This window comes from Cellulosimicrobium sp. NPDC057862, from assembly GCF_042797035.1.
Lineage (GTDB): Bacteria > Actinomycetota > Actinomycetes > Actinomycetales > Cellulomonadaceae > Cellulosimicrobium.
Genome location: NZ_JBHVMH010000009.1, coordinates 137,271 through 160,323, shown reverse-complemented (window position 1 = coordinate 160,323; position 23,053 = coordinate 137,271). Strand labels below are relative to the sequence as shown.

General features: G+C 74.3%; 24 protein-coding genes. 16 read left to right on the top strand and 8 right to left on the bottom strand.

Going from position 1 to position 23,053, the window contains the following annotated elements; genetic code table 11:
- Positions 1–25: 25 nt before the first annotated feature.
- The 3 genes from zwf to tkt form a co-directional block, all read right to left on the bottom strand.
- A complete protein-coding gene (gene zwf, locus ACFVN3_RS13245; protein ID WP_047232815.1) occupies positions 26–1,567 on the bottom strand; it encodes a glucose-6-phosphate dehydrogenase in 1,542 nt (513 codons plus the stop codon).
- Between the two features lie 148 nt (positions 1,568–1,715).
- On the bottom strand, positions 1,716–2,855 hold the full coding sequence (gene tal, locus ACFVN3_RS13240; RefSeq protein WP_378233318.1) for a transaldolase: 1,140 nt from the start codon (positions 2,853–2,855) through the stop codon (positions 1,716–1,718).
- Positions 2,856–2,978: 123 nt separating this feature from the next.
- Positions 2,979–5,141 carry a transketolase gene (tkt, locus tag ACFVN3_RS13235; RefSeq protein WP_378233317.1) on the bottom strand — a complete coding sequence of 721 codons (2,163 nt, stop codon included), beginning with the start codon at positions 5,139–5,141 and terminating at the stop codon, positions 2,979–2,981.
- 353 nt (positions 5,142–5,494) lie between these two features.
- On the opposite strand from tkt, the gene ACFVN3_RS13230 reads away from it, so the two are divergent.
- The 13 genes from ACFVN3_RS13230 to ACFVN3_RS13170 all read left to right on the top strand — a co-directional run bounded on the left by ACFVN3_RS13230 (position 5,495) and on the right by ACFVN3_RS13170 (position 17,285).
- Positions 5,495–6,523 (top strand): heme o synthase, encoded by a 1,029-nt coding sequence (locus ACFVN3_RS13230; protein ID WP_378233316.1) that lies wholly within the window; start codon positions 5,495–5,497, stop codon positions 6,521–6,523.
- 30 nt (positions 6,524–6,553) lie between these two features.
- Complete coding sequence (xerD, locus tag ACFVN3_RS13225; RefSeq protein ID WP_378233315.1) at positions 6,554–7,507, top strand: site-specific tyrosine recombinase XerD; 954 nt, start codon at positions 6,554–6,556, stop codon at positions 7,505–7,507.
- A gap of 257 nt (positions 7,508–7,764) precedes the next feature.
- On the top strand, positions 7,765–8,595 hold the full coding sequence (locus tag ACFVN3_RS13220; RefSeq protein ID WP_277511862.1) for a ParA family protein: 831 nt from the start codon (positions 7,765–7,767) through the stop codon (positions 8,593–8,595).
- Positions 8,579–9,514 (top strand): segregation and condensation protein A, encoded by a 936-nt coding sequence (locus tag ACFVN3_RS13215; RefSeq protein ID WP_378233314.1) that lies wholly within the window; start codon positions 8,579–8,581, stop codon positions 9,512–9,514. Before ACFVN3_RS13220 ends, ACFVN3_RS13215 begins: the two co-directional genes overlap by 17 nt.
- Positions 9,511–10,287 (top strand): SMC-Scp complex subunit ScpB, encoded by a 777-nt coding sequence (locus ACFVN3_RS13210; protein WP_378233313.1) that lies wholly within the window; start codon positions 9,511–9,513, stop codon positions 10,285–10,287. The genes ACFVN3_RS13215 and ACFVN3_RS13210 overlap by 4 nt, the downstream gene beginning before the upstream one ends.
- Positions 10,284–11,309, top strand: a complete 1,026-nt coding sequence (locus ACFVN3_RS13205) for a pseudouridine synthase (protein WP_378233312.1) — start codon at positions 10,284–10,286, stop codon at positions 11,307–11,309. The genes ACFVN3_RS13210 and ACFVN3_RS13205 overlap by 4 nt, the downstream gene beginning before the upstream one ends.
- 84 nt (positions 11,310–11,393) lie before the next feature.
- On the top strand, positions 11,394–11,756 hold the full coding sequence (gene aroH, locus ACFVN3_RS13200; protein WP_047234608.1) for a chorismate mutase: 363 nt from the start codon (positions 11,394–11,396) through the stop codon (positions 11,754–11,756).
- On the top strand, positions 11,753–12,505 hold the full coding sequence (gene cmk, locus ACFVN3_RS13195; RefSeq protein ID WP_378233311.1) for a (d)CMP kinase: 753 nt from the start codon (positions 11,753–11,755) through the stop codon (positions 12,503–12,505). The genes aroH and cmk overlap by 4 nt, the downstream gene beginning before the upstream one ends.
- Positions 12,502–13,206, top strand: a complete 705-nt coding sequence (locus ACFVN3_RS13190) for a lysophospholipid acyltransferase family protein (RefSeq protein WP_378233310.1) — start codon at positions 12,502–12,504, stop codon at positions 13,204–13,206. Before cmk ends, ACFVN3_RS13190 begins: the two co-directional genes overlap by 4 nt.
- A complete protein-coding gene (locus tag ACFVN3_RS13185) occupies positions 13,203–14,141 on the top strand; it encodes a DMT family transporter (protein WP_378233309.1) in 939 nt (312 codons plus the stop codon). The genes ACFVN3_RS13190 and ACFVN3_RS13185 overlap by 4 nt, the downstream gene beginning before the upstream one ends.
- Before the next feature lie 78 nt (positions 14,142–14,219).
- Complete coding sequence (locus ACFVN3_RS13180; protein WP_378233308.1) at positions 14,220–14,603, top strand: iron chaperone; 384 nt, start codon at positions 14,220–14,222, stop codon at positions 14,601–14,603.
- An 82-nt stretch (positions 14,604–14,685) separates the two neighbouring features.
- Positions 14,686–16,221, top strand: coding sequence for a ribosome biogenesis GTPase Der (der, locus tag ACFVN3_RS13175; protein ID WP_378233307.1), 1,536 nt, complete (start codon positions 14,686–14,688; stop codon positions 16,219–16,221).
- Entirely contained in the window at positions 16,218–17,285 is a 1,068-nt protein-coding gene (locus ACFVN3_RS13170; protein ID WP_378233306.1) for a hypothetical protein, read from the top strand. The genes der and ACFVN3_RS13170 overlap by 4 nt, the downstream gene beginning before the upstream one ends.
- Positions 17,286–17,312: 27 nt before the next feature.
- On the opposite strand, the gene ACFVN3_RS13165 is transcribed toward ACFVN3_RS13170, so the two are convergent.
- Positions 17,313–17,441: a hypothetical protein gene (locus tag ACFVN3_RS13165; RefSeq protein ID WP_378233305.1), complete on the bottom strand. Its 129-nt coding sequence runs from the start codon at positions 17,439–17,441 to the stop codon at positions 17,313–17,315.
- A gap of 61 nt (positions 17,442–17,502) precedes the next feature.
- On the opposite strand from ACFVN3_RS13165, the gene ACFVN3_RS13160 reads away from it, so the two are divergent.
- Positions 17,503–17,784: a hypothetical protein gene (locus ACFVN3_RS13160; RefSeq protein WP_378233304.1), complete on the top strand. Its 282-nt coding sequence runs from the start codon at positions 17,503–17,505 to the stop codon at positions 17,782–17,784.
- A 132-nt stretch (positions 17,785–17,916) separates the two neighbouring features.
- Here the strand turns inward: ACFVN3_RS13160 and ACFVN3_RS13155 are convergent, their stop codons facing one another.
- On the bottom strand, positions 17,917–18,483 hold the full coding sequence (locus ACFVN3_RS13155; RefSeq protein ID WP_378233302.1) for an NADPH-dependent FMN reductase: 567 nt from the start codon (positions 18,481–18,483) through the stop codon (positions 17,917–17,919).
- On the bottom strand, positions 18,480–19,118 hold the full coding sequence (locus ACFVN3_RS13150; RefSeq protein WP_378233301.1) for a YitT family protein: 639 nt from the start codon (positions 19,116–19,118) through the stop codon (positions 18,480–18,482). The genes ACFVN3_RS13155 and ACFVN3_RS13150 overlap by 4 nt, the downstream gene beginning before the upstream one ends.
- 58 nt (positions 19,119–19,176) lie before the next feature.
- On the opposite strand from ACFVN3_RS13150, the gene ACFVN3_RS13145 reads away from it, so the two are divergent.
- Both ACFVN3_RS13145 and ACFVN3_RS13140 read left to right on the top strand, forming a co-directional pair.
- Positions 19,177–19,647, top strand: a complete 471-nt coding sequence (locus tag ACFVN3_RS13145; protein ID WP_378233299.1) for a MarR family winged helix-turn-helix transcriptional regulator — start codon at positions 19,177–19,179, stop codon at positions 19,645–19,647.
- Between the two features lie 110 nt (positions 19,648–19,757).
- Positions 19,758–20,123: a hypothetical protein gene (locus ACFVN3_RS13140; protein ID WP_378233298.1), complete on the top strand. Its 366-nt coding sequence runs from the start codon at positions 19,758–19,760 to the stop codon at positions 20,121–20,123.
- Between the two features lie 109 nt (positions 20,124–20,232).
- Here ACFVN3_RS13140 and ACFVN3_RS13135 read toward each other — a convergent pair whose 3' ends face one another.
- Positions 20,233–22,086, bottom strand: coding sequence for an amidase family protein (locus tag ACFVN3_RS13135; protein WP_378233297.1), 1,854 nt, complete (start codon positions 22,084–22,086; stop codon positions 20,233–20,235).
- Positions 22,087–22,157: 71 nt separating this feature from the next.
- The gene (locus ACFVN3_RS13130) at positions 22,158–22,904 is read right to left on the bottom strand and encodes a cohesin domain-containing protein (protein WP_378233296.1); all 747 of its coding nucleotides are present in this window, start codon (positions 22,902–22,904) and stop codon (positions 22,158–22,160) included.
- Between the last annotated feature and the right edge of the window lie 149 nt (positions 22,905–23,053).

The following is a 23,053-nucleotide window of genomic DNA, read 5'->3' as shown; positions in this document are numbered from 1 at the left end:
GGGGCCGACGCCGGGACGGAGGCCGTCACGGGCGCCGCCACGAACGGCCGTCGCGCGCGAGCATGGCGTCGGCCGACTCCGGACCCCACGTGCCGGACCGGTACTGGTCGGGCGTGCCCTTGGCGGCCCAGTGGGCGGTGATCGGGTCGAGGATCTTCCACGAGAGCTCGACCTCCTCGCGCGTCGGGAAGAGCGGCGGGTCGCCGAGCAGGACGTCGAGGATGAGGCGCTCGTAGGCCTCGGGGGAGGACTCGGTGAACGCGTGCCCGTACCCGAAGTCCATCGTGACGTCGCGGACCTCCATCGCGGTGCCCGGGACCTTCGCGCCGAAGCGCATGGTGACGCCCTCGTCGGGCTGGACGCGGATGACGAGCGCGTTGTTGCCCAGGTCGGAGGCCTGCGACGTCTCGAACGGCAGGTGCGGGGCCTTCTTGAACACGACCGCGACCTCGGTCACGCGGCGCCCGAGGCGCTTGCCCGTGCGCAGGTAGAACGGGACCCCCGCCCAACGGCGGTTGTCGATGTCCACGCGGATCGCGGCGTAGGTCTCGGTCGTCGAGTCGGCGGGGATCCCGTCCTCGTCGAGGAAGCCGATGACCTCCTCGCCGCCCTGCCAGCCGGCCGCGTACTGGCCGCGCGCGGTGTGCTTGGACAGCTCGCGCGGGAGCCGCACCGCCGACAGCGCCTTGATCTTCTCGGCGCGCAGCGACGGGGCGTCGAACGACACGGGTTCCTCCATCGCGACGAGCGCGAGGAGCTGGAGCAGGTGGTTCTGGATGACGTCGCGTGCGGCGCCGATGCCGTCGTAGTAGCCCGCGCGGCCGCCGATGCCGATGTCCTCGGCCATCGTGATCTGCACGTGGTCCACGTAGTTCGCGTTCCAGATGGGCTCGAACATCTGGTTGGCGAACCGCAGCGCGAGGAGGTTCTGGACCGTCTCCTTGCCGAGGTAGTGGTCGATGCGGAACACCGAGTCGGGCGGGAAGACCTCCGACACGACGGCGTCGAGCTCGCGGGCGCTCTCGAGGTCGTGGCCGAAGGGCTTCTCGATGACGACACGGCGCCAGGCGTCACCTTCGGAGCGGGAGAGCCCGGAGCGGGAGAGCTGCCGGCACACCACCGGGAACGCGCTCGGCGGCACCGAGAGGTAGAAAGCGTGGTTGCCGCCCGTGCCGCGCTCGGCGTCCAGCGTCTCGACGGTCTCGCGCAGCCGCTCGAAGGCGTCCTCGTCGTCGAACGTGCCCTGGACGAACCGGATCCCCTCGGCGAGCTGCCGCCACGTGGCCTCGCGGAACGGCGTGCGCGCGTGCTCCTTGACGGCGTCGTGCACGACCTGCGCGAAGTCCTGGTCCTCCCAGTCGCGGCGCGCGAAGCCCGTGAGCGCGAAGCCCGGGGGGAGCAGGCCGCGGTTGGCCAGGTCGTACACCGCGGGCATGAGCTTCTTGCGGGCGAGGTCGCCCGTGACGCCGAAGATGACGAGCCCGCAGGGGCCAGCGATCCGGGGCAGGCGCAGGTCGAGGGGGTCGCGCAGCGGGTTGTGCTCTGGCGTGATCTTGGCCGGTCTCACCTGGTGGCACCGTTCCGTTTCGAGGAGGGGTCGGGAGGACTGCAGAAGGACTGAGGCGTGTGCGGATGATACGGGCGGCGCGCGTCGTCGCGCCGTCGTTCCCGCAGGTCGGACGCGTGCCCGCGGAGGCGGGCACGCGTCGGGGTGGTCAGGAGCCGGCGGCGTCGCGCAGGCCGTCGCGCGTGGTGGCGAGGAGGTCGGTCCAGCTGTCCTCGAACTTGCGCACGCCCTCCTCCTCGAGGCGGTCGGTGACCTCGACGAGCGAGACGCCGAAGGACTCGACGGTCTCCAGGGTGCGGCGGGAGGCGGCGGCCGTGCCGGTGATCGTGTCGCCGGTCACGACGCCGTGGTCGGCGAACGCCTGCAGCGTCGCCTCGGGCATCGTGTTGACGATCCCGTCGGTGACGAGCTCGTCGACGTACATCGTGTCGCGGTACTCGGGGTTCTTCACGCCGGTCGAGGCCCAGAGCGGGCGCTGCGGCTGCGCGCCGGACGCGGCGAGCGAGCGCCACCGGTCGGTCTGGCGGAACTCCTCGTACGCCTCGAACGCGAGGCGCGCGTTCGCGATCGCGGACTGCCCGCGCAGGTCGAGCGCCTCCGGGGTGCCGACCTTCTCGAGCGCGGCGTCCACCGCGGTGTCGACGCGGGAGACGAAGAACGACGCGACGGATCCGACGGGCGCGAGGTCGATGCCGTCCGCGCGCGCCTGCTCGAGCCCGATCGCGAAGGCTTCCATCACCGCGCGGTAGCGCGCGAGCGAGAAGATGAGCGTCACGTTGACGCTGATGCCCTGGGCGAGGGTGCGGGAGATCGCGTCGAGGCCCGCGACGGTCGCGGGGATCTTGATGTAGACGTTGGGCCGGTCGATCGTGGCCCACAGGCGCTCGGCAGTGACGACCGTCTTGTCGGCGTCGTGCGCGAGGCGCGGGTCCACCTCGATCGACACGCGCCCGTCGACGCCGCCGGTCGCGTCGTACACGGGGCGCAGCAGGTCGGCGGCGGCGCGCACGTCGTCCGTCGTGATCCGCTCGACGGCGGCCTCGACCGCCGCGTCGTCCACCCCCGCGGGCGCGAGCTCGGCGAGCTGGGCGTCGTAGGCGTCGCCCTTCGAGAGCGCCGCCGCGAAGATCGTGGGGTTCGTCGTGACCCCGACGACGCCGCGCGTCGCGACGAGGTCGGCGAGGTTGCCGGTGCGCAGCCGTTCTCGCGAGAGGTCGTCGAGCCAGATGGACACGCCCGCTCCCGTGAGCTGCTCGATGGGGCCGGGGACGGTGGGGGACTGCGTCATCGGACTTCCTCTCGTGGTGCTCTCGCTGCGGGCGTGCTCCCGGGAGGTCGCGCACGGCGGCCGGTTCCCGGGGCAGTCCCGAGGTGGGGCCGCGCACGGCCCCACCTCGGAATCTACGAAGGGTCAGCGCTGGTCGCCAGTGCCACCCTCCGAGGGCGTCGGCGCGGCACCCGGGGCGTCGCCACCGCGCGCGGCCGCGATCGACTCGCGCGCCGCCGAGGCGACGGCCTCGGACGTGATGCCGAACTCGCGGTACAGCACCTGGTAGTCGGCCGAGGCGCCGTAGTGCTCGAGGCTCACGGTGCGACCCGCGTCCCCGACGAGCTCGCGCCAGCCCTGCGCCACGCCCGCCTCGACGGAGACGCGCGCGCGGACGGCGGCCGGGAGGACCGACTCGCGGTAGGCGGCGTCCTGGCCGTCGAACCACTCGCGGCTCGGCAGCGAGACGACGCGCGCCTGCACGCCCTCGCCGGCGAGCAGCTCGCGCGCCTCGACGGCGAGCTGCACCTCGGAGCCGGTGCCGATGAGGATGACGTCGGGCGTGCCGTCGGTGTCGAGCAGCACGTAGCCGCCCCGGGCGGTGCCCGACGCGTCGGCGTAGCCCTCGGCGCCACGCGGGAACGTCGGGACGTTCTGGCGCGTGAGGATGATGCCCGCCGGGCGCTCGGTGTTCTCGAGGATCGTGCGCCATGCCCACGACGTCTCGTTGGCGTCCGCCGGGCGGACGACGTCGAGGCCCGGGATCGCGCGCAGCGCCGCGAGGTGCTCGACCGGCTGGTGCGTCGGGCCGTCCTCGCCGAGGCCGATGGAGTCGTGCGTCCACACGAACGTCGTCGGGATCTCCATGAGCGCGGCGAGCCGCACCGCGGGGCGCATGTAGTCGCTGAACTGGAGGAACGTGCCGCCGTAGGCGCGCGTGCCGCCGTGCAGGACGATGCCGTTGAGGATCGCGCCCATGGCGTGCTCGCGGATGCCGAAGTGCAGCGTGCGGCCGTACTCGTGGCCCGGGAACTTCTTCGTCGCGTGCTCGACCGGCACGAACGACGGCTCGCCGTCCATGGTCGTGTTGTTCGAGCCGGCGAGGTCGGCCGAGCCGCCCCACAGCTCGGGGAGCACGTCCTTGAGCGCGGTGAGGACCTTGCCGGACGCGGAGCGCGTCGCGACGGCCTTGCCCGCCTCGAACGTCGGCAGCGCGTCCTCCCAGCCGGCCGGGAGCTCGCGGTTCTCGAGGCGGCCGAGGAGCTCGGCGCCCGAGGGGTTCGCGGTCTTCCACGCGGTGAAGGCCGTGTCCCAGGTCGCGCGCGCGTCGCCCTGGCGCTCGCCGACGGCGCGCGTGTACGCGAGCACCTCGTCGTCGATCGCGAAGCTCGCCTCGGGGTCGAGGCCGAGCTCGATCTTCAGGCCCTTGATCTCGTCGGCGCCCATGGCCGAGCCGTGGATGCCGCCGGTGTTCTGCTTGGTCGGCGACGGGTAGCCGATGATCGTGCGCAGCGCGATGATCGACGGCTTGCCGGTCTCGGCCTTGGCGGCCTCGATCGCGGCGTGCAGCGCGTCGACGTCCTCGCCGTAGCCGGTGCCGCCGTTGGTCCAGTCGACGCGCTGGGTGTGCCAGCCGTACGCCGCGTAGCGCGCGAGGACGTCCTCGGTGAACGCGATGTCCGTGTCGTCCTCGATGGAGATCTTGTTGTCGTCCCAGATGACGACGAGGTTGCCGAGCTGCTGGTGGCCGGCGAGCGAGGAGGCCTCGCTCGTCACGCCCTCCTGGAGGTCGCCGTCGGACGCGATGACGTAGACGTGGTGGTCGAACGGCGACTCGCCCGGGGCGGTCGACGGGTCGAGCAGGCCGCGCTCGCGGCGGGCCGCGAAGGCCATGCCGACGGAGGACGCGAGGCCCTGGCCGAGCGGGCCGGTCGTGATCTCGACGCCGCGGGTGTGCTTGTACTCGGGGTGGCCGGGGGTCTGGGAGCCCCACGTGCGCAGCGCCTCGATGTCTGCCATCTCCAGGCCGTACCCGGCGAGGAAGAGCTGGAGGTAGATCGTGAGCGACGAGTGGCCCGCCGAGAGCACGAACCGGTCGCGGCCGACCCAGTGGTCGTCCGACGGGTCGTGGCGCATGACCTTCTGGAACAGGAGGTAGGCGGCCGGGGCCAGCGAGATCGCGGTGCCGGGGTGGCCGTTGCCCACCTTCTCCACCGCGTCGGCGGCGAGCGCCTTGATCGTCTTGACGGCCCGGTCGTCCAGGTCCGTCCAGTCCAGGGGCGTGTGAGCAGGGGACAACGCGTTCACCGAACCTCATTCCCGTCCGGAGCGCGCGCCCCGGATCCTCGCGACAACTCGAAACAACCGTTGAACATTTCCCGGCCTCACGCCTCAGGGGGCGGGGCGGCCCGGTGCCGGTCACGTCGTCCGCGGGCCACAGGTCCTGACGGGCGGTCCGACGCGGGACGGTTGCAGACCCAGCCTATACGCGGACGCCGTTCGTGCCCGGGCGGTGCCCACGTGCTGGATTTCGGTCGGATGTCACACAATCGCCCGGCCCGTCCGGTCGGCCCCGGCGCAGGCGGGGACGTACGATGAGCGAGGACGACCGGCGGTCCGTCCCAGCTCGCCCCCCACCTCAGAACGGAACACCGAAGCGCGTGCACACCACGAGCCAGGCACCGATCGACGGGACCGGAAGCCCGTCTGGCGCCGCGTCGACCCAGCAGCCGTCCTCGCCGACGAGCCCCGCGACCTCCGTCGCCCCGACGGCCGAGGCGGTGCGCGCGGCCCGCACCGTGCGTGAACGCCTCGGCGCCTACGTCGCGCTGACGAAGCCGCGCATCATCGAGCTCCTCCTCGTGACCACGGTGCCGACGATGATCCTGGCTCAGCGGGGGCTGCCGGGCATCGGGCTGATCCTCGCGACGCTGGTGGGCGGCACGCTCGCCGCGGCCTCGGCCAACGTCTACAACTGCTACCTCGACCGCGACATCGACGAGGTCATGAACCGCACCAAGCGGCGCCCCCTCGTCACGGGCGAGGTGACGCCGCGCGCCGCGCTGGTCTTCGCGACCGTCCTCGGCGTCGTGTCGCTCGTGTGGTTCGCGCTCCTGGTCAACGTCGTCTCGGCCTGGCTGACCTTCGCGGCGATCGCGATCTACGTCGTCGGCTACACGATGATCCTCAAGCGCCGCACGCCGCAGAACATCGTCTGGGGCGGGATCGCGGGCTGCATGCCGGTGCTCATCGGCTGGTCCGCGGTCACGGGCTCGCTGAGCTGGGCGGCGCTCGCGCTGTTCCTCGTCATCTTCTTCTGGACGCCGCCGCACTACTGGCCGCTCTCCATGAAGTTCAAGCGCGACTACGCCAACGCCGGCGTGCCGATGCTCCCCGTCGTCGCGGACGACCGTAAGGTCGCGCGCGAGATGATCGTCTACAGCGTCGCGATGATCGCCTCGTCGCTCGCGCTGTGGCCGCTCGCCGGCATGACGTGGGTCTACGGCGTCGTCGCCACGGTGCTCGGAGCCTGGTTCCTGTCCTCGTGCGTGACCATGCTCCGCCGCGCGCGGGACAAGGCCGACGGCAAGGGCGGCAAGGTCGGGGAGATGAAGGTCTTCCACGCCTCGATCACGTACCTCACCCTGCTCTTCGTCGCGGTGGCGGTCGACGTCTTCCTCCCGCTGTGAGCCCGGCCGTGCCGGGAGGGCGGTAGGACGATGGGGTCCGGCGAGGCGCACGTGCCCGAGGCGCTGGACCGCGCCGCGCGCGAGTACCTCGCGCACCTCGCCGTCGAGCGCGGCCTGTCCGCGAACACCGTCGCCGCCTACCGGCGCGACCTCGCGCGCTACGTCGCGTTCCTCGCCGCGCGCGGCAACCACGCCGTGCGCGAGGTCGAGGCGGACGACGTCGCGGCGTACGTCACCGCGTTGCGGACCGGGGCCGACGGCGGGGCGAGCCTCTCGCCGTCGTCCACCGCCCGGTCCGTGGCCGCCGTGCGCGGCTGGCACCGCTTCTGCGCCGCGGAGGGCCTGGCCGACGCCGACGCGTCCGCCGACGTGCGCCCGCCGGCGCAGGGCAAGCGGCTGCCCAAGGCGATCTCGACCGACGAGGTCGCGCGGATCCTCGAGGCCTCCGGCGTCGGCGACGGCGCCGCCCCGCTGCGCGACCGGGCGCTGCTCGAGCTCGTCTACTCGACCGGCGCGCGCATCACCGAGGCCGTGAGCCTCGACGTCGACGACCTCGACCTCGGCACCGGCGCCGTCCGCCTGCTCGGCAAGGGCGGCAAGGAGCGCGTGGTGCCCGTCGGGTCGTTCGCCCGGCGCGCGCTCGACGCCTACCTGGTGCGTGGCCGTGCGGCGCTCGCCGCGCACGGGCGCGGCACGCCCGCCGTCTTCCTCAACACGCGGGGCGCGCGGCTGTCGCGGCAGAGCGCCTGGGCCGTGCTGCGCACCGCCGCGGAGCGCGCGGGCATCGACCATCCCGAGCGGATCTCGCCGCACACGCTGCGGCACTCGTTCGCGACCCACCTGCTCGCGGGCGGCGCGGACGTGCGGGTCGTCCAGGAGCTCCTGGGGCACGCGTCGGTCACGACGACGCAGATCTACACGCTCGTGACCCCGGACACGCTGCGCGAGGTGTACGCCGCCGCCCACCCTCGCGCGCTGGGCTGACGGAGCCGTTCCCGGAGCGACGGGCGGGAACGCGGCGCGCGGGCGCGTGCGCACGAGCGGCGGCGAGGTCCTGCGATACCGTGGCGAGCGTGAGCAGCCAGGCCGAGACCCAGCCCGAGACGCGCGGCGCGCAGAGCTCGCACGGCGACGCCGTCCGTCCGGCCGCCCCCGTGACCCCCTCCGAGCGCGACGTCGCACCCGTCGTCGACCACGCCACGAACGGCGCGAGCCGCGAGGCGACCGAGGCGCCTACCGACGTGGTCGGCCGCCCCCTGCCCGAGTTCCCGGTCCCCGCGCCCCTCGCGTCGCACGGACCCGGGCGCATCATCGCAATGTGCAACCAGAAGGGCGGCGTCGGCAAGACGACGACCACCATCAACCTCGGTGCGACGCTCGCCGAGTACGGCCGCAAGGTCCTGCTCGTCGACTTCGACCCGCAGGGAGCCGCGTCCGTCGGGCTCGGCGTCAACCCGCACGAGCTCGACCGCACGGTCTACAACCTGCTCATGGAGCGGGGCGCGGACATCCACGACGTGCTCGTCCCGACGGACGTCGAGAACCTCGACCTCCTGCCCGCCAACATCGACCTGTCGGCCGCCGAGGTCCAGCTCGTCGGCGAGGTCGCGCGCGAGTCCGTGCTGTCGCGCGTGCTGCGGCCCGTCGTCGACGACTACGACGTCATCCTCGTGGACTGCCAGCCCTCGCTCGGCCTGCTCACGGTCAACGCGCTCACCGCCGCGCACGGCGTGCTCATCCCGCTCGAGTGCGAGTTCTTCGCGCTGCGCGGCGTGGCGCTGCTCGTCGAGACGATCGAGAAGGTGCGCGACCGGCTCAACCCGCGCCTCGAGGTCGACGGGATCCTCGCGACGATGTTCGACTCGCGCACGCTGCACTCGCGCGAGGTCGTGGCGCGCGTGCACGAGGCGTTCGGCGACAAGCTGCTCCAGACCGTCATCGGGCGCACCGTGAAGTTCCCCGACGCGTCCGTCGCGGCCGAGCCCATCACCGTCTACGCGCCGACGCACCCCGGCGCCGTCGCCTACCGGCAGCTCGCCCGGGAGCTGGTCGCCCGTGGCGACGCCGCCTGACGCGCCGCCCGAGTCACGGCCCGGCTCGTCCTCGCCGGCACGGACGGGCTTCGAGGTCCGCCTCGACAACTTCAGCGGCCCGTTCGACCTCTTGCTGTCCCTCATCACCAAGCACAAGCTCGACATCACCGAGGTCGCGCTCGCGCGCGTGACCGACGACTTCATCGCCTACATCCGTGACGCCGAGCGCGCGGCCGCCGCCGCGCGGGCCGCGGGCGAGGACCACCCGGGGTGGGACCTCGGGACCGCGAGCGAGTTCCTCGTCGTCGCGGCGACCCTGCTCGACCTCAAGGCCGCGCGCCTGCTGCCCACGGGCAGCGTCGAGGACGACGAGGACCTCGCGCTGCTCGAGGCGCGCGACCTGCTGTTCGCGCGCCTCCTCCAGTACCGCGCGTACAAGGACGTGTCGGGCGTCCTCGCGGAGCGGTTCGAGAGCGCGGGCCGCCGCTTCCCGCGCGTCGTGCAGCTCGAGCCGCACCTCGCCGCACTGCTGCCCGAGCTCGTGTGGACCATGGGGCCTGACCAGCTCGCCGCGCTCGCGGCCCGGGCGCTCGCGCCCAAGGCGCCCCCGCCCGGCGTCTCGCTCGACCACCTGCACGCGCCCGCGGTGAGCGTGCGCGAGCAGGCGGGCATCGTCGTGGACAGGGTCCGCAGCCACGGCACGACGACGTTCCGCGCCCTCGTCGCGGACGCGGGGGAGACGGCCGTGGTCGTCGCCCGGTTCCTCGCGCTGCTCGAGCTCTTCCGCCAGGCGCTCGTCGCGTTCGACCAGGTGACGCCGCTCGGCGAGCTCACCGTGCGGTGGTCGGGCGACGACGCGCCCGAGCCCGCGCTCGCCGACGTCGGCAGCGAGTTCGACGAGGGCGACGCCGAACCCGTCGACGCCTTCGAACCCACCGCCCAGGAGGTCCCCGCGTGACGCAGCCCGACGGCGCCCCCGCCCTCGACGAGGTCCTCGCGCCGGCCGTGCACGACCTTCCCGGTGGCTTGCCCGCCGCACTGGAGGCCGTGCTCATGGTCGCGGACGAACCGATCCCGGTGGTCGAGCTCGCCGCGGCGCTCGCGGTCTCGGTCGACGACGTGCTGAGCACGCTGCACGACCTGGCCGCCGAGTACCGCGGCGACGACGGCGGGCGACCCCGCGGGTTCGAGCTGCGTGCGGCGGGCGGCGGCTGGCGGGTCTACTCCGCGCCCGCGCACGCGGAGGTCGTGGGTCGGTTCGTCCAGGGCGGCCAGACGGCGCGGCTCACGCAGGCGGCGTTGGAGACTCTGGCCGTGATCGCGTACCGTCAACCGGTCAGCCGCGGCCAGGTGTCGGCGGTGCGAGGGGTCAACGTGGACGGCGTGGTGCGCACGCTCGTGGCGCGCGGGCTCGTGGCCGAGGTCGGTCAGGACCCGCACACCGGCGCCGGCCTGTTCGGCACCACGGGCTACTTCCTCGAGCGCATGGGCTTCACGTCGCTCGACGAGCTGCCCCCGCTCGCGCCGCACCTGCCGGACATGGACGACCTCGAGGGCCTGGACGGGCTCGCCGACCTGCGCGGGCCTGCGCGGGCAGCAGCCGTCGCGCCCGCGACGGACCTCTCCGACGGCGCGGCTGACGACGGGGACGACGCACCGGCGTCGGCCCCGACGCCGCACGACGTGGCGCACGACGCCGCGCAGGACACGACGGACGAAGGACACGCATGAGCTCGAAGGACGGACGCCAGCCCGGTGACGGGGGGCGCGGGCGCTCCCCGCGCGACGGAGCGGGCGACGCGCGTCGCGGTGGCCCGCGACGCGGTGACGCCGCACGCTCGGGCGGCGCCCCGCGGGGGGCCGGCTCCGGGTCGAAGGGCACGTCCGCGGGCCGGGGCACGGGCGCCGGCCGTGGTGGCCAGGGCGCGGGGCGCGGCACCACGCCGTCGCGCGGCGGGCAGCAGGGCGGACGACCGCGGCGCCCGGGGCGCGCGCAGCCCACGGAACCGCAGCGGGACGTGCACGTCGAGGACGGCGTGCGCCTCCAGAAGGTGCTCGCCTCTGCGGGGCTCGGGTCGCGCCGCGCGTGCGAGGAGCTCATCTCCCAGGGGCGGGTCGAGGTCGACGGCGTCCGCGTGAGCGAGCTGGGCGTGCGGATCGACCCGGAACGCGCCGTCGTGCACGTGGACGGGATGCGGCTCCAGCTCGACTCGTCGCGCGTGACGCTCGCCCTCAACAAGCCGCGCGGCGTCGTGTCGACGATGCACGACCCCGACGGTCGACCGTCCATCGCCGAGCTCGTCGCGGACCGCTCCGAGCGCCTCTTCCACGTCGGGCGGCTCGACGCGGACAGCGAGGGCCTGCTCCTGCTGACGAACGACGGCGAGCTCGCGAACCACCTCGCCCACCCGTCGCACGAGGTCGCCAAGACCTACCTCGTCACCGTGCGTGGCAAGGTGCCGGGCAACGTCGCCAACAAGTTCCTGCACGGCATCGAGCTCGAGGACGGGGTCGTGCGCGCCGACGCGTACCGGGTCGTGGACCAGGTCGCGGACCAGACCATGATCGAGGTCGTGCTGCACTCCGGGCGCAACCGCGTCGTGCGGCGCATGTTCGAGGAGGTCGGCTTCCCCGTGACGCGCCTCGTGCGCACGCGCATCGGCCCCATCGCGCTCGGCAACCTGCGTCCGGGGACGACGCGCGTCCTCGGCCGGACCGAGCTCGGCAGCCTCATGGCGGGCGTCGGGCTCTAGGGCCCCAGCTCCCCACGTCTCCTGCACCACCCTCCCGACGGACCGCCGTGAGGCGGGCCGTCCCGCACTGAAGGAGCACCACCCATGCCGGTCCGGGCGATCCGGGGCGCGACCCAGCTCGACGTCGACGAGCGCGAGCACCTCTTCGAGCGCACGCGCGAGCTCGTCCAGGAGGTCCTCGACGCGAACGCCGTCGACACCGACGCGCTCATCTCGATCCTCTTCACGTGCACGCCCGACCTCGTCGCCGACTTCCCGGCCGCCGCGGCGCGCGAGATGGGGCTCGGCGACGTGCCGCTCATGTGCGCGACGGAGATCGCGGTGCCGCACGCGCTGCCGCGCGTCGTACGCCTCATGGCGCACGCCGACCTCGACGTCGAGCGGTCGGCCGTCCAGCACGTGTACCTGCACGGTGCCACGTCGCTGCGCAAGGACCTGGCCCAGTGAGCGCGGGGGAGGCGAGCACCGTGGGCGCCGCGCTGACGATCGCGGTCGACGGACCCTCGGGGTCCGGCAAGTCGAGCGTGTCCAAGGGCGTCGCGCGCCGGCTCGGGCTCGCGTACCTCGACACGGGCGCGATGTACCGCGCGGCGACCTGGTGGTGCCTGCACCGCGGCGAGGACCTCACCGACCAGGCGGCGGTCGCGCACGCCGTGCGTGTGATGCCCCTGGTCATGGGGCTGGACCCGTCCGGGCCGACGGTGCACGTGGACGGCACCGACGTCGGCGAGGCGATCCGCTCCACGGAGATCTCCACGGCCGTGAGCGCCGTCGCGACCAACCTCGACGTCCGCGCGGAGCTGCGGCGCCTCCAGCGCGCGGTGATCGAGGCCGAGCGCACGTCGTCCGGGTTCGCCGAGGGGCGTGGCGTCGTGGCCGAGGGCCGGGACATCACGACCGTCGTCGCGCCCGACGCGGACGCGCGCGTCCTGCTCACCGCGAGCGAGGAGGCGCGCCTGGCGCGCCGCTCCCTCGACGTGCACGGGACGGCGGACGCCGCCGCCGTCGAGGCGACCAAGGACCAGGTGCTGCGCCGGGACCGCGACGACGCGACGGTCTCGCAGTTCCAGGTCGCGGCCGACGGGGTCGTGACCGTCGACTCGTCCGAGCTCGACCTGGAGCAGACGATCGACGCCGTGCTCGCCGTCGTCGAGCAGGTCACCGGGCGGGTGGTCGGCCCGCGCCAGGGCTCGTGAGCACGGGCTCGCCCGGCGTGCGGGTGCCGTCGCCCGCGGGACCCGCCTGGTCACGCTGGGTCGGCCGCTTCCTCGCGCGCGTCGTGTGGTCGACCCGGGTCGTCGGCGCGGAGAACGTTCCGGCCGACGGCCCCGTCGTGCTCGCGGCGAACCACACGGGGGTGGTCGACGGGCCGATCGTGCTCGGCGTCGCTCCCCGCCCGCTGCACGTCCTCGTCAAGGAGGAGATGTTCGTCGGGCCGGTCGGATGGGTCCTGCGCGCCGCCGGCCAGATCCCTGTGGACCGCAGCGGCGGCCGGCGCGCGCTCGCGACCGGGCTGGGCGTGCTGCGCCGGGACGGTGCGGTCGGCGTGTTCCCGGAGGGCAACCGCGGCCGCGGCGACGCGACGTCGGCGCGCGCGGGGGTCGCGTGGCTCGCGCTCAACGGGGGTGCGCGGGTCGTCCCCGTCGCCGTGCTCGGCACGCGCCGCACGGGCGAGGGCGTCAACCGGATCCCGGGGCTGCGCCGCCGGCTCGTCGTCCGGTTCGGCGAGCCGTTCGCCGTCGAGCGGGCGCCCGGCGTGAGCGGCAAGCGGGCGCTCGAGGACGCGAACGAGCGGATCCGCACCGCCCTCGCGGAGCTCGTCGCGGACACCGTCGCCACCACAGGCCTGGCGCTGCCCACGGACGACCCGAACCGGGAGCGGCGGGCGGCGTCGTGAGCACCGGCCGCGCGGTGGCGCACGTCGTGGGCGACCGCCCAGGGACGGGCGTCCTCGTCGGCCTCGCGTCCGCGCTCGCGTTCGGTGCGAGCGGCCCCTTCGTCAAGCCGCTGCTCGAGGCCGGGTGGACGCCGGGCGCGGCCGTCTTCGCGCGGGCGCTGTGCTCGGCGCTCGTCCTCGCCCCGGTCGCGGCGGTCGCGCTGCGAGGCAGCCGCCGCCTGCTGCGCGAGGAGTGGCGCCTCGTCCTCGGGTTCGGCCTGGTCGCGGTCGCCGGGACGCAGCTCTGCTACTTCGCGGCCGTCGCGCGCATGCCCGTCGGGATCGCGCTGCTCGTCGAGTACCTCGCCCCCGTGCTGCTCGTGGGGCTCGCGTGGCTGCGCACGCGCCACGTCCCGCCACGGCTCACGCTCGCGGGCTGCGTCGTCGCGGTCGCCGGGCTGGTGCTCGTCGTGGACCCCGCCGGCGCGCGCCCCGACCTCGTCGGGGTTCTCTTCGCCCTCGGCGCGGCCGTGGGCCTGGGTGCCTACTTCGTCCTGTCGGCCCGCCCGACCCGGCTGCCGCCCGTCGCGCTCGCCGCGTCGGGGCTGGGAGTCGGGGCGCTCGCGCTCGGCGCTGCCGGCCTCGTGGGCGTGCTGCCCTTCGCCGCGCCGTTCGTCGACGTCGTGCTGCTCGGGTCGTCCGCGCCCTGGTACGTGCCGCTCGCCGTCGTCGTGCTCGTGGCGACGGCGTTCGCGTACGTCTCCGGCGTGGCCGCGACCGTGCGCATGGGGGAGCGCCTCGCGTCCTTCGTCGGGCTGTCCGAGGTGCTGTTCGCCGTCGTCATCGCGTGGCTGCTCCTCGGAGAGGCGCCGAGCCTCGTGCAGGCGGCCGGTGGCGTCCTCGTCGTCGCGGGCGTGGTGCTCGTGCGCCTCGCGGGGGCGCCCTCCGCGCGGTAGGTTCGCGCGTAGCCGACCGCGGGCCGTGCCGCCGCGAGGTCGCAGACGCCAGCCAGCACGTGCGGAGGGGGAGAGCGGATGACCGACGCCCCGGGCAAGCCCACGACCGTGGACGACTACCTGGCGACCCTGGCGCCCCCGGCGCGGGACGTCGTCGCCCACCTGCGCGCCGTCGTGCACGACACCGTGCCCGGGCTCGGCGAGCGCATCAGCTACGGCATCCCGACGTTCACGCTCGACGACCGCTACGTCGTCTACCTCGCCGGCTGGGCCCACCACGTCTCGCTCTACCCGGTACCCGAGACCGACGACGAGCTGGCGCGCCGGATCGCTCGCTACCAGGACGGCAAGGGGACGCTGCGGTTCTCCCTCGCCGAGCCCGTCCCCGACGACGTCGTGCGCGCCGTGGTCCTCCGGCTCGCCGCCCGCGCGGCGTCGGGGCGCGACGACCGGACCGGCTGAACCGGGCCGCCGCGGAGACCCTGGAGGGCGCGCCGACGGGCCGGGTTCGGAGCCCGGCCCGCGGCCTGGGAGAATGGATGCCATGACCACACCCGACCCCGCCCAGCCCGGCACGCCCGGACAGATCGACGCCGCCGGGCAGGCCGCGGATCCCCTGGCGCCCGCTGACCTCGCGGACTCGGCGGACGACGCGACGCGCGAGCGCGCGCTGCGCGCCGGCCTCGAGGACTACGAGCTCGAGGACACGGACCTCGTCCTCCTGGACGCCGACGGCGAGGTGATCGAGGGCTACGAGCCCGAGGCGCCCCTGCCCGTGCTCGCCGTGGTCGGCCGCCCGAACGTCGGCAAGTCGACGCTCGTCAACCGCATCATCGGTCGTCGCGAGGCCGTCGTCGAGGACAAGCCGGGGGTCACGCGCGACCGCGTGAGCTACCCCGCCGAGTGGGCGGGGCGGCGCTTCACCCTCGTGGACACCGGCGGCTGGGAGGTCGACGTAGCGGGCATCGAGTCGAAGGTCGCCGAGCAGGCCGAGGTCGCGATCTCGCTCGCGGACGCCGTGCTGTTCGTCGTCGACGCGACGGTGGGCGCCACGTCCACGGACGAGCGCGTCGTGCGCCTGCTGCGCGAGTCCGGCAAGCCGGTGGTGCTGTGCGCCAACAAGGTCGACGGCCAGTCCGGCGAGGCGGACGCGGCGTACCTGTGGAGCCTGGGGCTCGGCGAGCCGTACCCGGTGTCCGCGCTGCACGGCCGCGGGACCGGCGACCTGCTCGACGCCGCCATGGCCGCCCTGCCGACCGAGTCGGAGCACGGCGAGGTGCGCCCGACCGGGCCGCGCCGCGTCGCGCTCATCGGGCGTCCCAACGTCGGCAAGTCGTCGCTGCTCAACAAGATCGCCGGCGCCGACCGCGTGGTCGTCGACGAGATCGCCGGCACGACGCGCGACCCCGTCGACGAGCTCGTGACGATCAAGGACGTCCCCTACGTCCTCGTCGACACCGCCGGCATCCGCCGCCGCGTGCACCAGACCAAGGGTGCCGACTTCTACGCGTCGCTGCGCACGCAGGCCGCGATCGAGAAGGCCGAGCTCGCGGTCGTGCTCGTCGACGCGTCGGTCCCGCTCACGGAGCAGGACACGCGCGTCATCTCGCAGGTGGTCGACGCCGGGCGCGCCCTCGTCATCGCCTACAACAAGTGGGACCTCATGGACGAGGACCGCCGGCCGTTCCTCGAGCGCGAGATCGAGAAGGACCTGGTCCAGGTGCAGTGGGCGCCGCGCGTCAACGTCTCCGCGCGCACCGGCTGGCACACCGACCGGCTCGTGCCCGCGATCCAGCGCTCGCTCGAGTCGTGGGACACGCGCATCCCGACCGGACGCCTCAACGCGTTCCTCGGCGAGCTCGTCGCCGCCCACCCGCACCCGCTGCGCGGCGGCAAGCAGCCCCGCATCCTCTTCGCGACCCAGGCGTCCACGCGGCCGCCGCGGTTCGTGATCTTCGCGACCGGCTTCCTCGAGGCCGGGTACCGCCGGTTCATCGAGCGCCGCCTGCGCGAGACGTTCGGGTTCGAGGGCACGCCCATCGAGATCAGCGTCCGCGTGCGGGAGAAGCGCAAGCGGTGAGCGACGGCGCGGCACGCGTCCCCGCGGGGGTGACCCGGCGGGGACGCGCGCTGCGCCTCGGCGTCGCGCGCGACACCGCCGCGACGCGCCACCTCGTGACGTTCCTCGTCGTGACCGTCGCGACCGTCCTCGTCACCCGCTTCCTGCTCGCCGCCTCCGGGTACCCGCAGGTGGGTGGGGGAGACCTGCACGTGGCGCACGTGCTCTGGGGCGGGCTCGCGATGGCGCTCGCGGTCGTCGTGCTGCTGTCGTTCGTCGGCCCGGCGCTGCGGTCGCTCGGGGCGGTGCTCGGCGGCGTGGGCTTCGGGCTGTTCGTCGACGAGATCGGCAAGTTCGTCACGGCGGACAACGACTACTTCTACCAGCCGACCGCGGCGCTCATCTACGCGACCGTCGTGGTCCTCGTGCTCGTGGTCGAGGCGCTGCACGGGCGGCGCCGCCACCACCCGGCCGAGTACCTCGCGGTCGCGACGGACCGCGCGGTCGCGGGCGTCGCGGGCGGGTTCACCGACGACGCGCGCGACGAGGCCCGGGCGCTCGTCGCGCTCGGTCGGGGCGAGCCCGGGGCGGCCGAGGTCGCGGCGCTCGTCGAGGCCGTGCCGCGCGACGACGTCGACCTCCCCGACCCGGTCCGCGTGCTCGTGCGTCGTGCGTCGTCCTGGTTCGCGGCGGCGCTCGACCGGCGCTGGGCGGCGGTCGTCGTCGTGGTCCTCGTGGTGGGGACCGCGCTCGGGTCGCTGCTCGCGGGCGTCCGCGTGCTCTCCGGGGACGTCGACGTGCCGCTGTGGGTCGGCGCCGGGATCGTCGCCGGGGTGGCCGGGACGGTCGCGTGCGTCGTGGTGGGCGTGGTCGTGGCGCGGGGCGGCCGACCCGACGCACGGCGCGCGGGCGCCGCCTGGGTCCGGCGCGGCGTGCTCGTCTCCCTGCTGCTCACCCAGCTCCTCGTGTCCCGCGCGTTGCAGTGGGTCGGCGTCGCCGGGCTGACGGTCGACCTGCTCGTGCTGGCCGCGCTCGGTGCAGCCCTCGGCGGGGACGACGAGCGCCGGGGTGCGCGTCGCCGCTGATCGATCCGGCCGCGACGCCGCGACCTCTCAGGTGTCGTACTCCCCGGTGTCCCAGGGGGCGTAGAACGCCATGTAGTCGCCGGGTTCGGCGGTGTACACGGTGACGCCGTCGTAGTCACCGCGGACGAGGCCGAAGGTGCGGCCGTCGTGCTCCACCTCGAACGGAGCGAGCGCGACGGGTCCGTTCTCGTGGTCGCCGAGGGTGGCGAGGAGCGACGTGGTCGCGGTCGTACTCCTCCGCGCTCTCGTCGACGCGACGGATCACCGCGTCGAGCAAAGAGCCGTCGGCGTCGAACGTGTAGAGCGCGACCCAGGCCGGCCCGCCCGGTTCGAACGGCGTCGTGAGGAAGAACTGCCGACCGTCGGACGTCCGACCGACGTGCTCGCCCTGCCAGGGGTCGGGGTAGAGGTGGATCGTCGACGGCGTGCCGTCGTCCGCGACGGTCACGGGCGGCAGGTCCCCGTCGTGCTCCGCGGCCTCCGGCTCACCGAAGGGTGACGCCGACGACGCCGCACCCCGAGAGCACGACGGCCCCGAGGGCGGTCCGGGCGGCCAGGAGGGACGCGCGGCGCGCGGGTCGGTTCACCGAGGGAGCGTAGCGCCCGGGCAGCTCTGTCCCTCGCAGCTCCCTCAGACGACCGCGGCACGTTCCTTCCCCAGGAGGGCGGCGAGCCGGCGGACCTCGTCGAGCGTCCGCGCGGCGGCCCGGGCGAGGGTGCCGTCGTCGTGGATCCGGCCGTCGTCGTCGAGCCAGCGGCGCAGGTGCACGGTGACGGCGCTCGCGACGGGGACCATGCCGAGGGCGACGACGACGGGCGTGATCGCCTCGACCGCGCGCATCCCGCCCGAGGACATCCCGTAGGAGACGAAGCCGACGGGCTTGTCGCGCCACTCATCGGCGAGGTAGTCCAGGGCGTTCTTCAGCGGGGCGGTGTACCCGCGGTTGTACTCCGGCATCACGAGGACGACGGCGTCCGCCACGTCGACGCGCGCGCTCCACGCGAGCGTGTGGGCGTGCACGTAGCCGCCGGAGTGCGCGTCGACGGGCTCGTCGAGGAACGGCAGGGCGATCTCGGCGAGGTCCGCGACGTCGATCTCGAGGTCCGCGTCGGTGGGGACCTGGGAGAGGAACCAGCCGGCGACGGCGGGGCTGACACGGGTGGGGCGGGTGCTGGCGACGACGACGAGCAGCTTCACGAGGGGTCTCCTGAGGTGAGGGGGAGGGGCTTCACAGCCGGATGGTCCGTGGTGGGCTGGGCCGGGACGGTGAACAGGGCGAGGAACGGCTGGACCAGCGGCCCGACGGCGAGCGCGTAGACGACGGTGCCGACGCCGACCGTCCCGCCGAGCGCGAGGCCGACGGCCAGGACGCCGAGCTCGATCCCGAGGCGCGACCAGCGCAGCGACCAGCCGCGGGCGGCGAGACCGGTCATGAGGCCGTCACGGGGGCCCGGCCCGTACCTGGCGCCGATGTAGAGCCCGGTCGCCGCGGCGTTGACGACGACGCCTGCGACGAGCAGGGCGATGCGCCAGGGGAGGCCCTCGACGGTCGGGAGGACCGCGAGAGTCAGGTCGACGAACGCACCGACAAGCACGACGTTCGCGACCGTGCCGAGACCCGGGCGCTGGCGCAGCGGGATCCAGAGCACGAGCACGACGACGCTCGCGAGGATCACGACGGCGCCCAGCGGAAGGCCCGTCGCGCGGGCGACGCCCTGGTGCAGGACGTCCCACGGGAACAGCCCGAGCTCGGCACGCACGAGCAGCGCGATGCTCGCGCCGAAGAGCGCGAGCCCGAGGACGAGCTGGGCGAGGCGGCGTTTTGTTGACATGTCATCGATCCAAGCACGGGACTCGATGACATGTCAACGAGTGTGCGATGCTGGCCCCATGACCGACGTTGCCGAGCCTCGATGGCTCTCGCCCGACGAGGAGCGCGCGTGGCGCGCCTACCGCCGCATGCAGACCGTCCTGCCCGTCGCGCTCGCGCGCGACCTGGCGCGGGACTCGGGGCTGTCCGACCCGGACTACGACGTGCTGTCGACGCTGTCCGAGCAGCCTGGCCACCGGTGGCAGCTCCGCGACCTGGCCACCCGCATGCTCTGGTCCCGCAGCCGGCTCTCGCACCACCTCGCGCGCATGGAGACGCGCGGGCTCGTGCGGCGGGAGGCCGACGTCGACGACGGACGCAACGCCGTCGTCGTCCTCACCGACCACGGGTTCGCGACGCTCGAGGCCGCCGCGCCCGCGCACGTCGAGTCGGTCCGCCGCCACCTCGTCGACCTCGCCACGCCTGACGAGCTCGTGGCGCTCGCGGCCCTCGCCGAGCGCGTCGTCGCCGAGGTGGGCGACCTCGCGTAGACGAGGCGCCCGGGGTGGTCGAGCCAGTGTGGGCGAGCAGAGGTCGGGCTGGGACGAGACGCGGGCGAGGGCTCGTGCGGTCCACAGGTCATCGAGCGAGGAGAGAGCACGTGGTGGAGATCATGATCGGGGTCCGCGACTGGCAGCGCATCGACGGGACCCTGGACAACACCGGCGCCACCGAACGCGTCGGCGGCGACGAGGAGCTGGCGGCTGCCGCCGGTCGCCTGCGTGAGGTGGGATGGGCTGTCGCTGCGGCACATCCGGCGGTCGGCCTCGGGCGGGGTGGCTGGCCGCCGACGACCGAGACGCTCGCCATCCGCATGAGCCGGGCCGACTGGCAGATGGTCGCCGCCGAGCTGCGGCGCTGGGCAGACGTCGCCGACGGGCTCGACGAGGACGAGACGAGAGAAGAGGCGGCCACGCAACGTCGTATCGCGAACCTCGTCAGCACGTGCCTCGATGAGGAGCGGTAGCCGGGTTTCGATCGGCGCGTCACCCCGAGGCGATGCCTTGCCGGCGCATGGACGACGGCGGCCGGCCCGCGCGAGGGGCCGACCGCCGTCGGGCAGGGAGGACGCCAGGTCAGCCGAGCGGGCCGTAGAGCGCCGGGGAGGTCCGTGCGTGCGTCGCCTGCTCGAGCGCGAACGCGAGGCCGAGCAGCGGGCCCTCCTCGAAGTCGCGGCCCAGGAGCTCGAGGTTGACGCCGCCGCCCGTGACGGTCGCGTCGGCCGCCGTCGCCTGGCCGATCGGCACCGTCACGGCGGGGAGGCCCGTGTTGGGGCTGAGCCGCAGGTTGGTGCCGATGGTCCCGTACGGGTTCGCGCTGGGGTAGACGAGCGCGTCGAGGTCGGCGTCGTCGAGCATCGCGGTGACGAGCTGCTTGCCCTCGGCGAGCACCTTGGTGTGCGTACCCGCGGGACCGGCCCACGCCTGGTACGTCTCCGGGGTGACGGCGTCGCGCGACACGTAGGTGCTGCGCCGCGACGGGACGTACCGCCCGGACTCGACGATGCCGGCCAGGGACCGGGCCTCGACGTCGGGCGAGAGGTGGTTCGCGACGTACTCGTCCAGGTCGTGCTTGAACTCGTTCGTCGAGCCCGACCCCTCGTTGAGCACGCTCGCGAACCCGTTCGGGAGGACCGGCGACCAGGTCGTGGGTGGCGTCACCTCGACCACGGTGGCACCGAGCGACTCCAGCGTGGCCCCTGTCTGCGCCCAGAGGCGCAGGGTCGTGGCGTTGGTCCCCAGCATGGACGGGACGTAGCCGATGCGGGCACCGTCGAGCGCGTCCGCGTCGAGGTACTGCGTGTACGAGGCGGGGACCGCGCCCTCCTGGCGCGACGTCACGGGGTCCGCCGGGTCGACGCCCACGACCGCGTCGAGCGCGACCGCCGCGTCGAGGACGCTGCGGGCCATCGGCCCGCCCGTGTCCTGGCTGAGCGCGAGCGGGACGATCCCGTCCCTGCTCGCGAGGCCCACGGTCGGGCGCACGCCCACGAGCTGGTTGTACGACGACGGCACGCGGATCGAGCCGCCCGTGTCCGTGCCGAACCCGAGCCCTGCGAGGTTGGCTGCGATCGCCGCGCCCGTGCCGCCGCTCGACCCGCCGGCCGTGCGGCTCGTGACGTACGGGCTCGCGACCAGGGTGCTCGTCCCCGCGTCCTGGTACGAGGAGAACTCGGACACGAAGCCGAACGCGAACTCGTCGAGGCTCGCCTTGGCCAGGACCACGGCCCCGTCGGCGCGCAGCCCCTCGACCATCGTCGCGTCCGTGGCGGTCTGGTTGCCGTCCCAGCACCCGCAGCCGCCGGTCGTGGGCATGTCCTTCGTGTCGTAGTTGTCCTTGACCGCGACGGGCACGCCGAGGAGCAGGCTCGTCATGCCGTCCGCGGCCCGTGCCGCGTCCGCGCGCGCAGCGGCCTCGAGCGCGACGTCGCTCGTCGTGATGATCGAGTGCAGGGGCCGCCCGCCCGCGCCCGTGTCGACGAGCGTCGTGTCGTAGGCCGCGATGCGGTCCAGGTACTCCTGGGTGATCTCGACGGACGACGTGACCCCGGCGTTCATCGCCGCCTGCATGTCGAGCACCGAGGCCTCGACGAGCTCGAACGGCCCGTCGTCGTAGACCATCCGCTGGGAGACGGCGGCGAGGTCCGCGACCGTGATCGTGCCGTCGCCGTCCGTGTCGGCCGCCGCGACGTCGTCCCACGCGGCGTCGTCGGCCGTCGCGCCGAGCGCCGCGGCGACGACGTCGAGGTCGTCGGCGGTCACCTGCTCGTCGCCCGTGAGGTCGAGCTCGGTCCAGTACGGCGCGAGGAACGGTGCCGTGGCCGGTGCCGCCGTCGCGACGGGAGCCGAGGCGACGGCGGCGAGCACGAGACCGGTGGCGGTGAGCGCGGCGAGGCCTCCCGCCGCGGCTCGTCGGTGGGTGGTGGGCACGGGCTGCTCCTTCGTGGTGAGGGGCCGTCGGTGAGCGCGGACGGCGGGTGCGCCGGTCGTCGGGTCGGGGCTCATCGGGAGGCCACCGCCCGGCGGCGTGCCCAGAGGATCCCGGCGCCCACCACGACGGCGAGGAGCGCGGCGCCCGCGAACCAGGCGACGCTGGCGCCCGTCGAGGCGAGCGAGCCCGAGCCGGTCGAGGTCGACGGCGAGTCGGACGCGTCGTCGGCCCCGGGGGCGGTCGTGCCGTCACCGGCCGGAGTCGCGGTGGTCGCGCCGTCCGTCGGCTCGTCCGTGGGCGGCGTCGTCACGACAGCCGTGACGGTCGTGGTGGCGGACGCGGCGTCGGTGAGCGACGCCGTCGTGGCGTCGGCGCCGACGAGAGTGGCTGTCGGGACGGCGAACGGGGCGTCGCCGTCGGCCACGGCGGTGAAGGTGAGCGTCGCGAGCGTGACGTCGCCCTCGAGGCCGGGGGACGTGCCGAGCCGCGTGTGCGCGACGGCGACGGTCCCCGCCCCGTCGTCGGTCACGTCGGAGAACCCGCCCTCGGGCGTGACCGCGGAGTCCTCGACGAGCTCGACGAGGTCGGGGTCGTAGGAGACTGCCAGGTCGTAGGCGTAGAGGTCGACGGCACCCGTCGCGGCGACGGTCACCGTGATCGGGGCACCGACCTCGACGCTCGACGGCGCGTCGAGGGTCACGTCGGAGACGGACGGTGCGGCGTGCGCCGGGGCGGTGAGGGCGGTCGCGGCGACCGCCAGGCCGCCGACGAGCGCGGCGCGCCGGCCGAGCCGTCGGCGCGAAGGGGAGGGGATCATGGAGGAGCTGGTCCTTCCTCGGGCGCGCGCCGACTGCGCGCACGACCGCGGTGGTGGTGGAGCCCCCTGCCGCGACCGATGCTCACAAAGGCCTGTTTCCCCGGCGTTTCACGACGGTTAGCGCGAGCAACGAAGGGTGTCTCGGTCCG

Coding starts and splice junctions, on each gene's coding strand:
- tal (WP_378233318.1), bottom strand. CDS start 2,855: ATGACGCAGTCCCCCACCGTCCCCGGCCCCATCGAGCAGCTCACGGGA.
- xerD (WP_378233315.1), top strand. CDS start 6,554: ATGGGGTCCGGCGAGGCGCACGTGCCCGAGGCGCTGGACCGCGCCGCG.
- ACFVN3_RS13205 (WP_378233312.1), top strand. CDS start 10,284: ATGAGCTCGAAGGACGGACGCCAGCCCGGTGACGGGGGGCGCGGGCGC.
- aroH (WP_047234608.1), top strand. CDS start 11,394: ATGCCGGTCCGGGCGATCCGGGGCGCGACCCAGCTCGACGTCGACGAG.
- ACFVN3_RS13180 (WP_378233308.1), top strand. CDS start 14,220: ATGACCGACGCCCCGGGCAAGCCCACGACCGTGGACGACTACCTGGCG.
- der (WP_378233307.1), top strand. CDS start 14,686: ATGACCACACCCGACCCCGCCCAGCCCGGCACGCCCGGACAGATCGAC.
- ACFVN3_RS13150 (WP_378233301.1), bottom strand. CDS start 19,118: ATGTCAACAAAACGCCGCCTCGCCCAGCTCGTCCTCGGGCTCGCGCTC.
- ACFVN3_RS13145 (WP_378233299.1), top strand. CDS start 19,177: ATGACCGACGTTGCCGAGCCTCGATGGCTCTCGCCCGACGAGGAGCGC.
- ACFVN3_RS13130 (WP_378233296.1), bottom strand. CDS start 22,904: ATGATCCCCTCCCCTTCGCGCCGACGGCTCGGCCGGCGCGCCGCGCTC.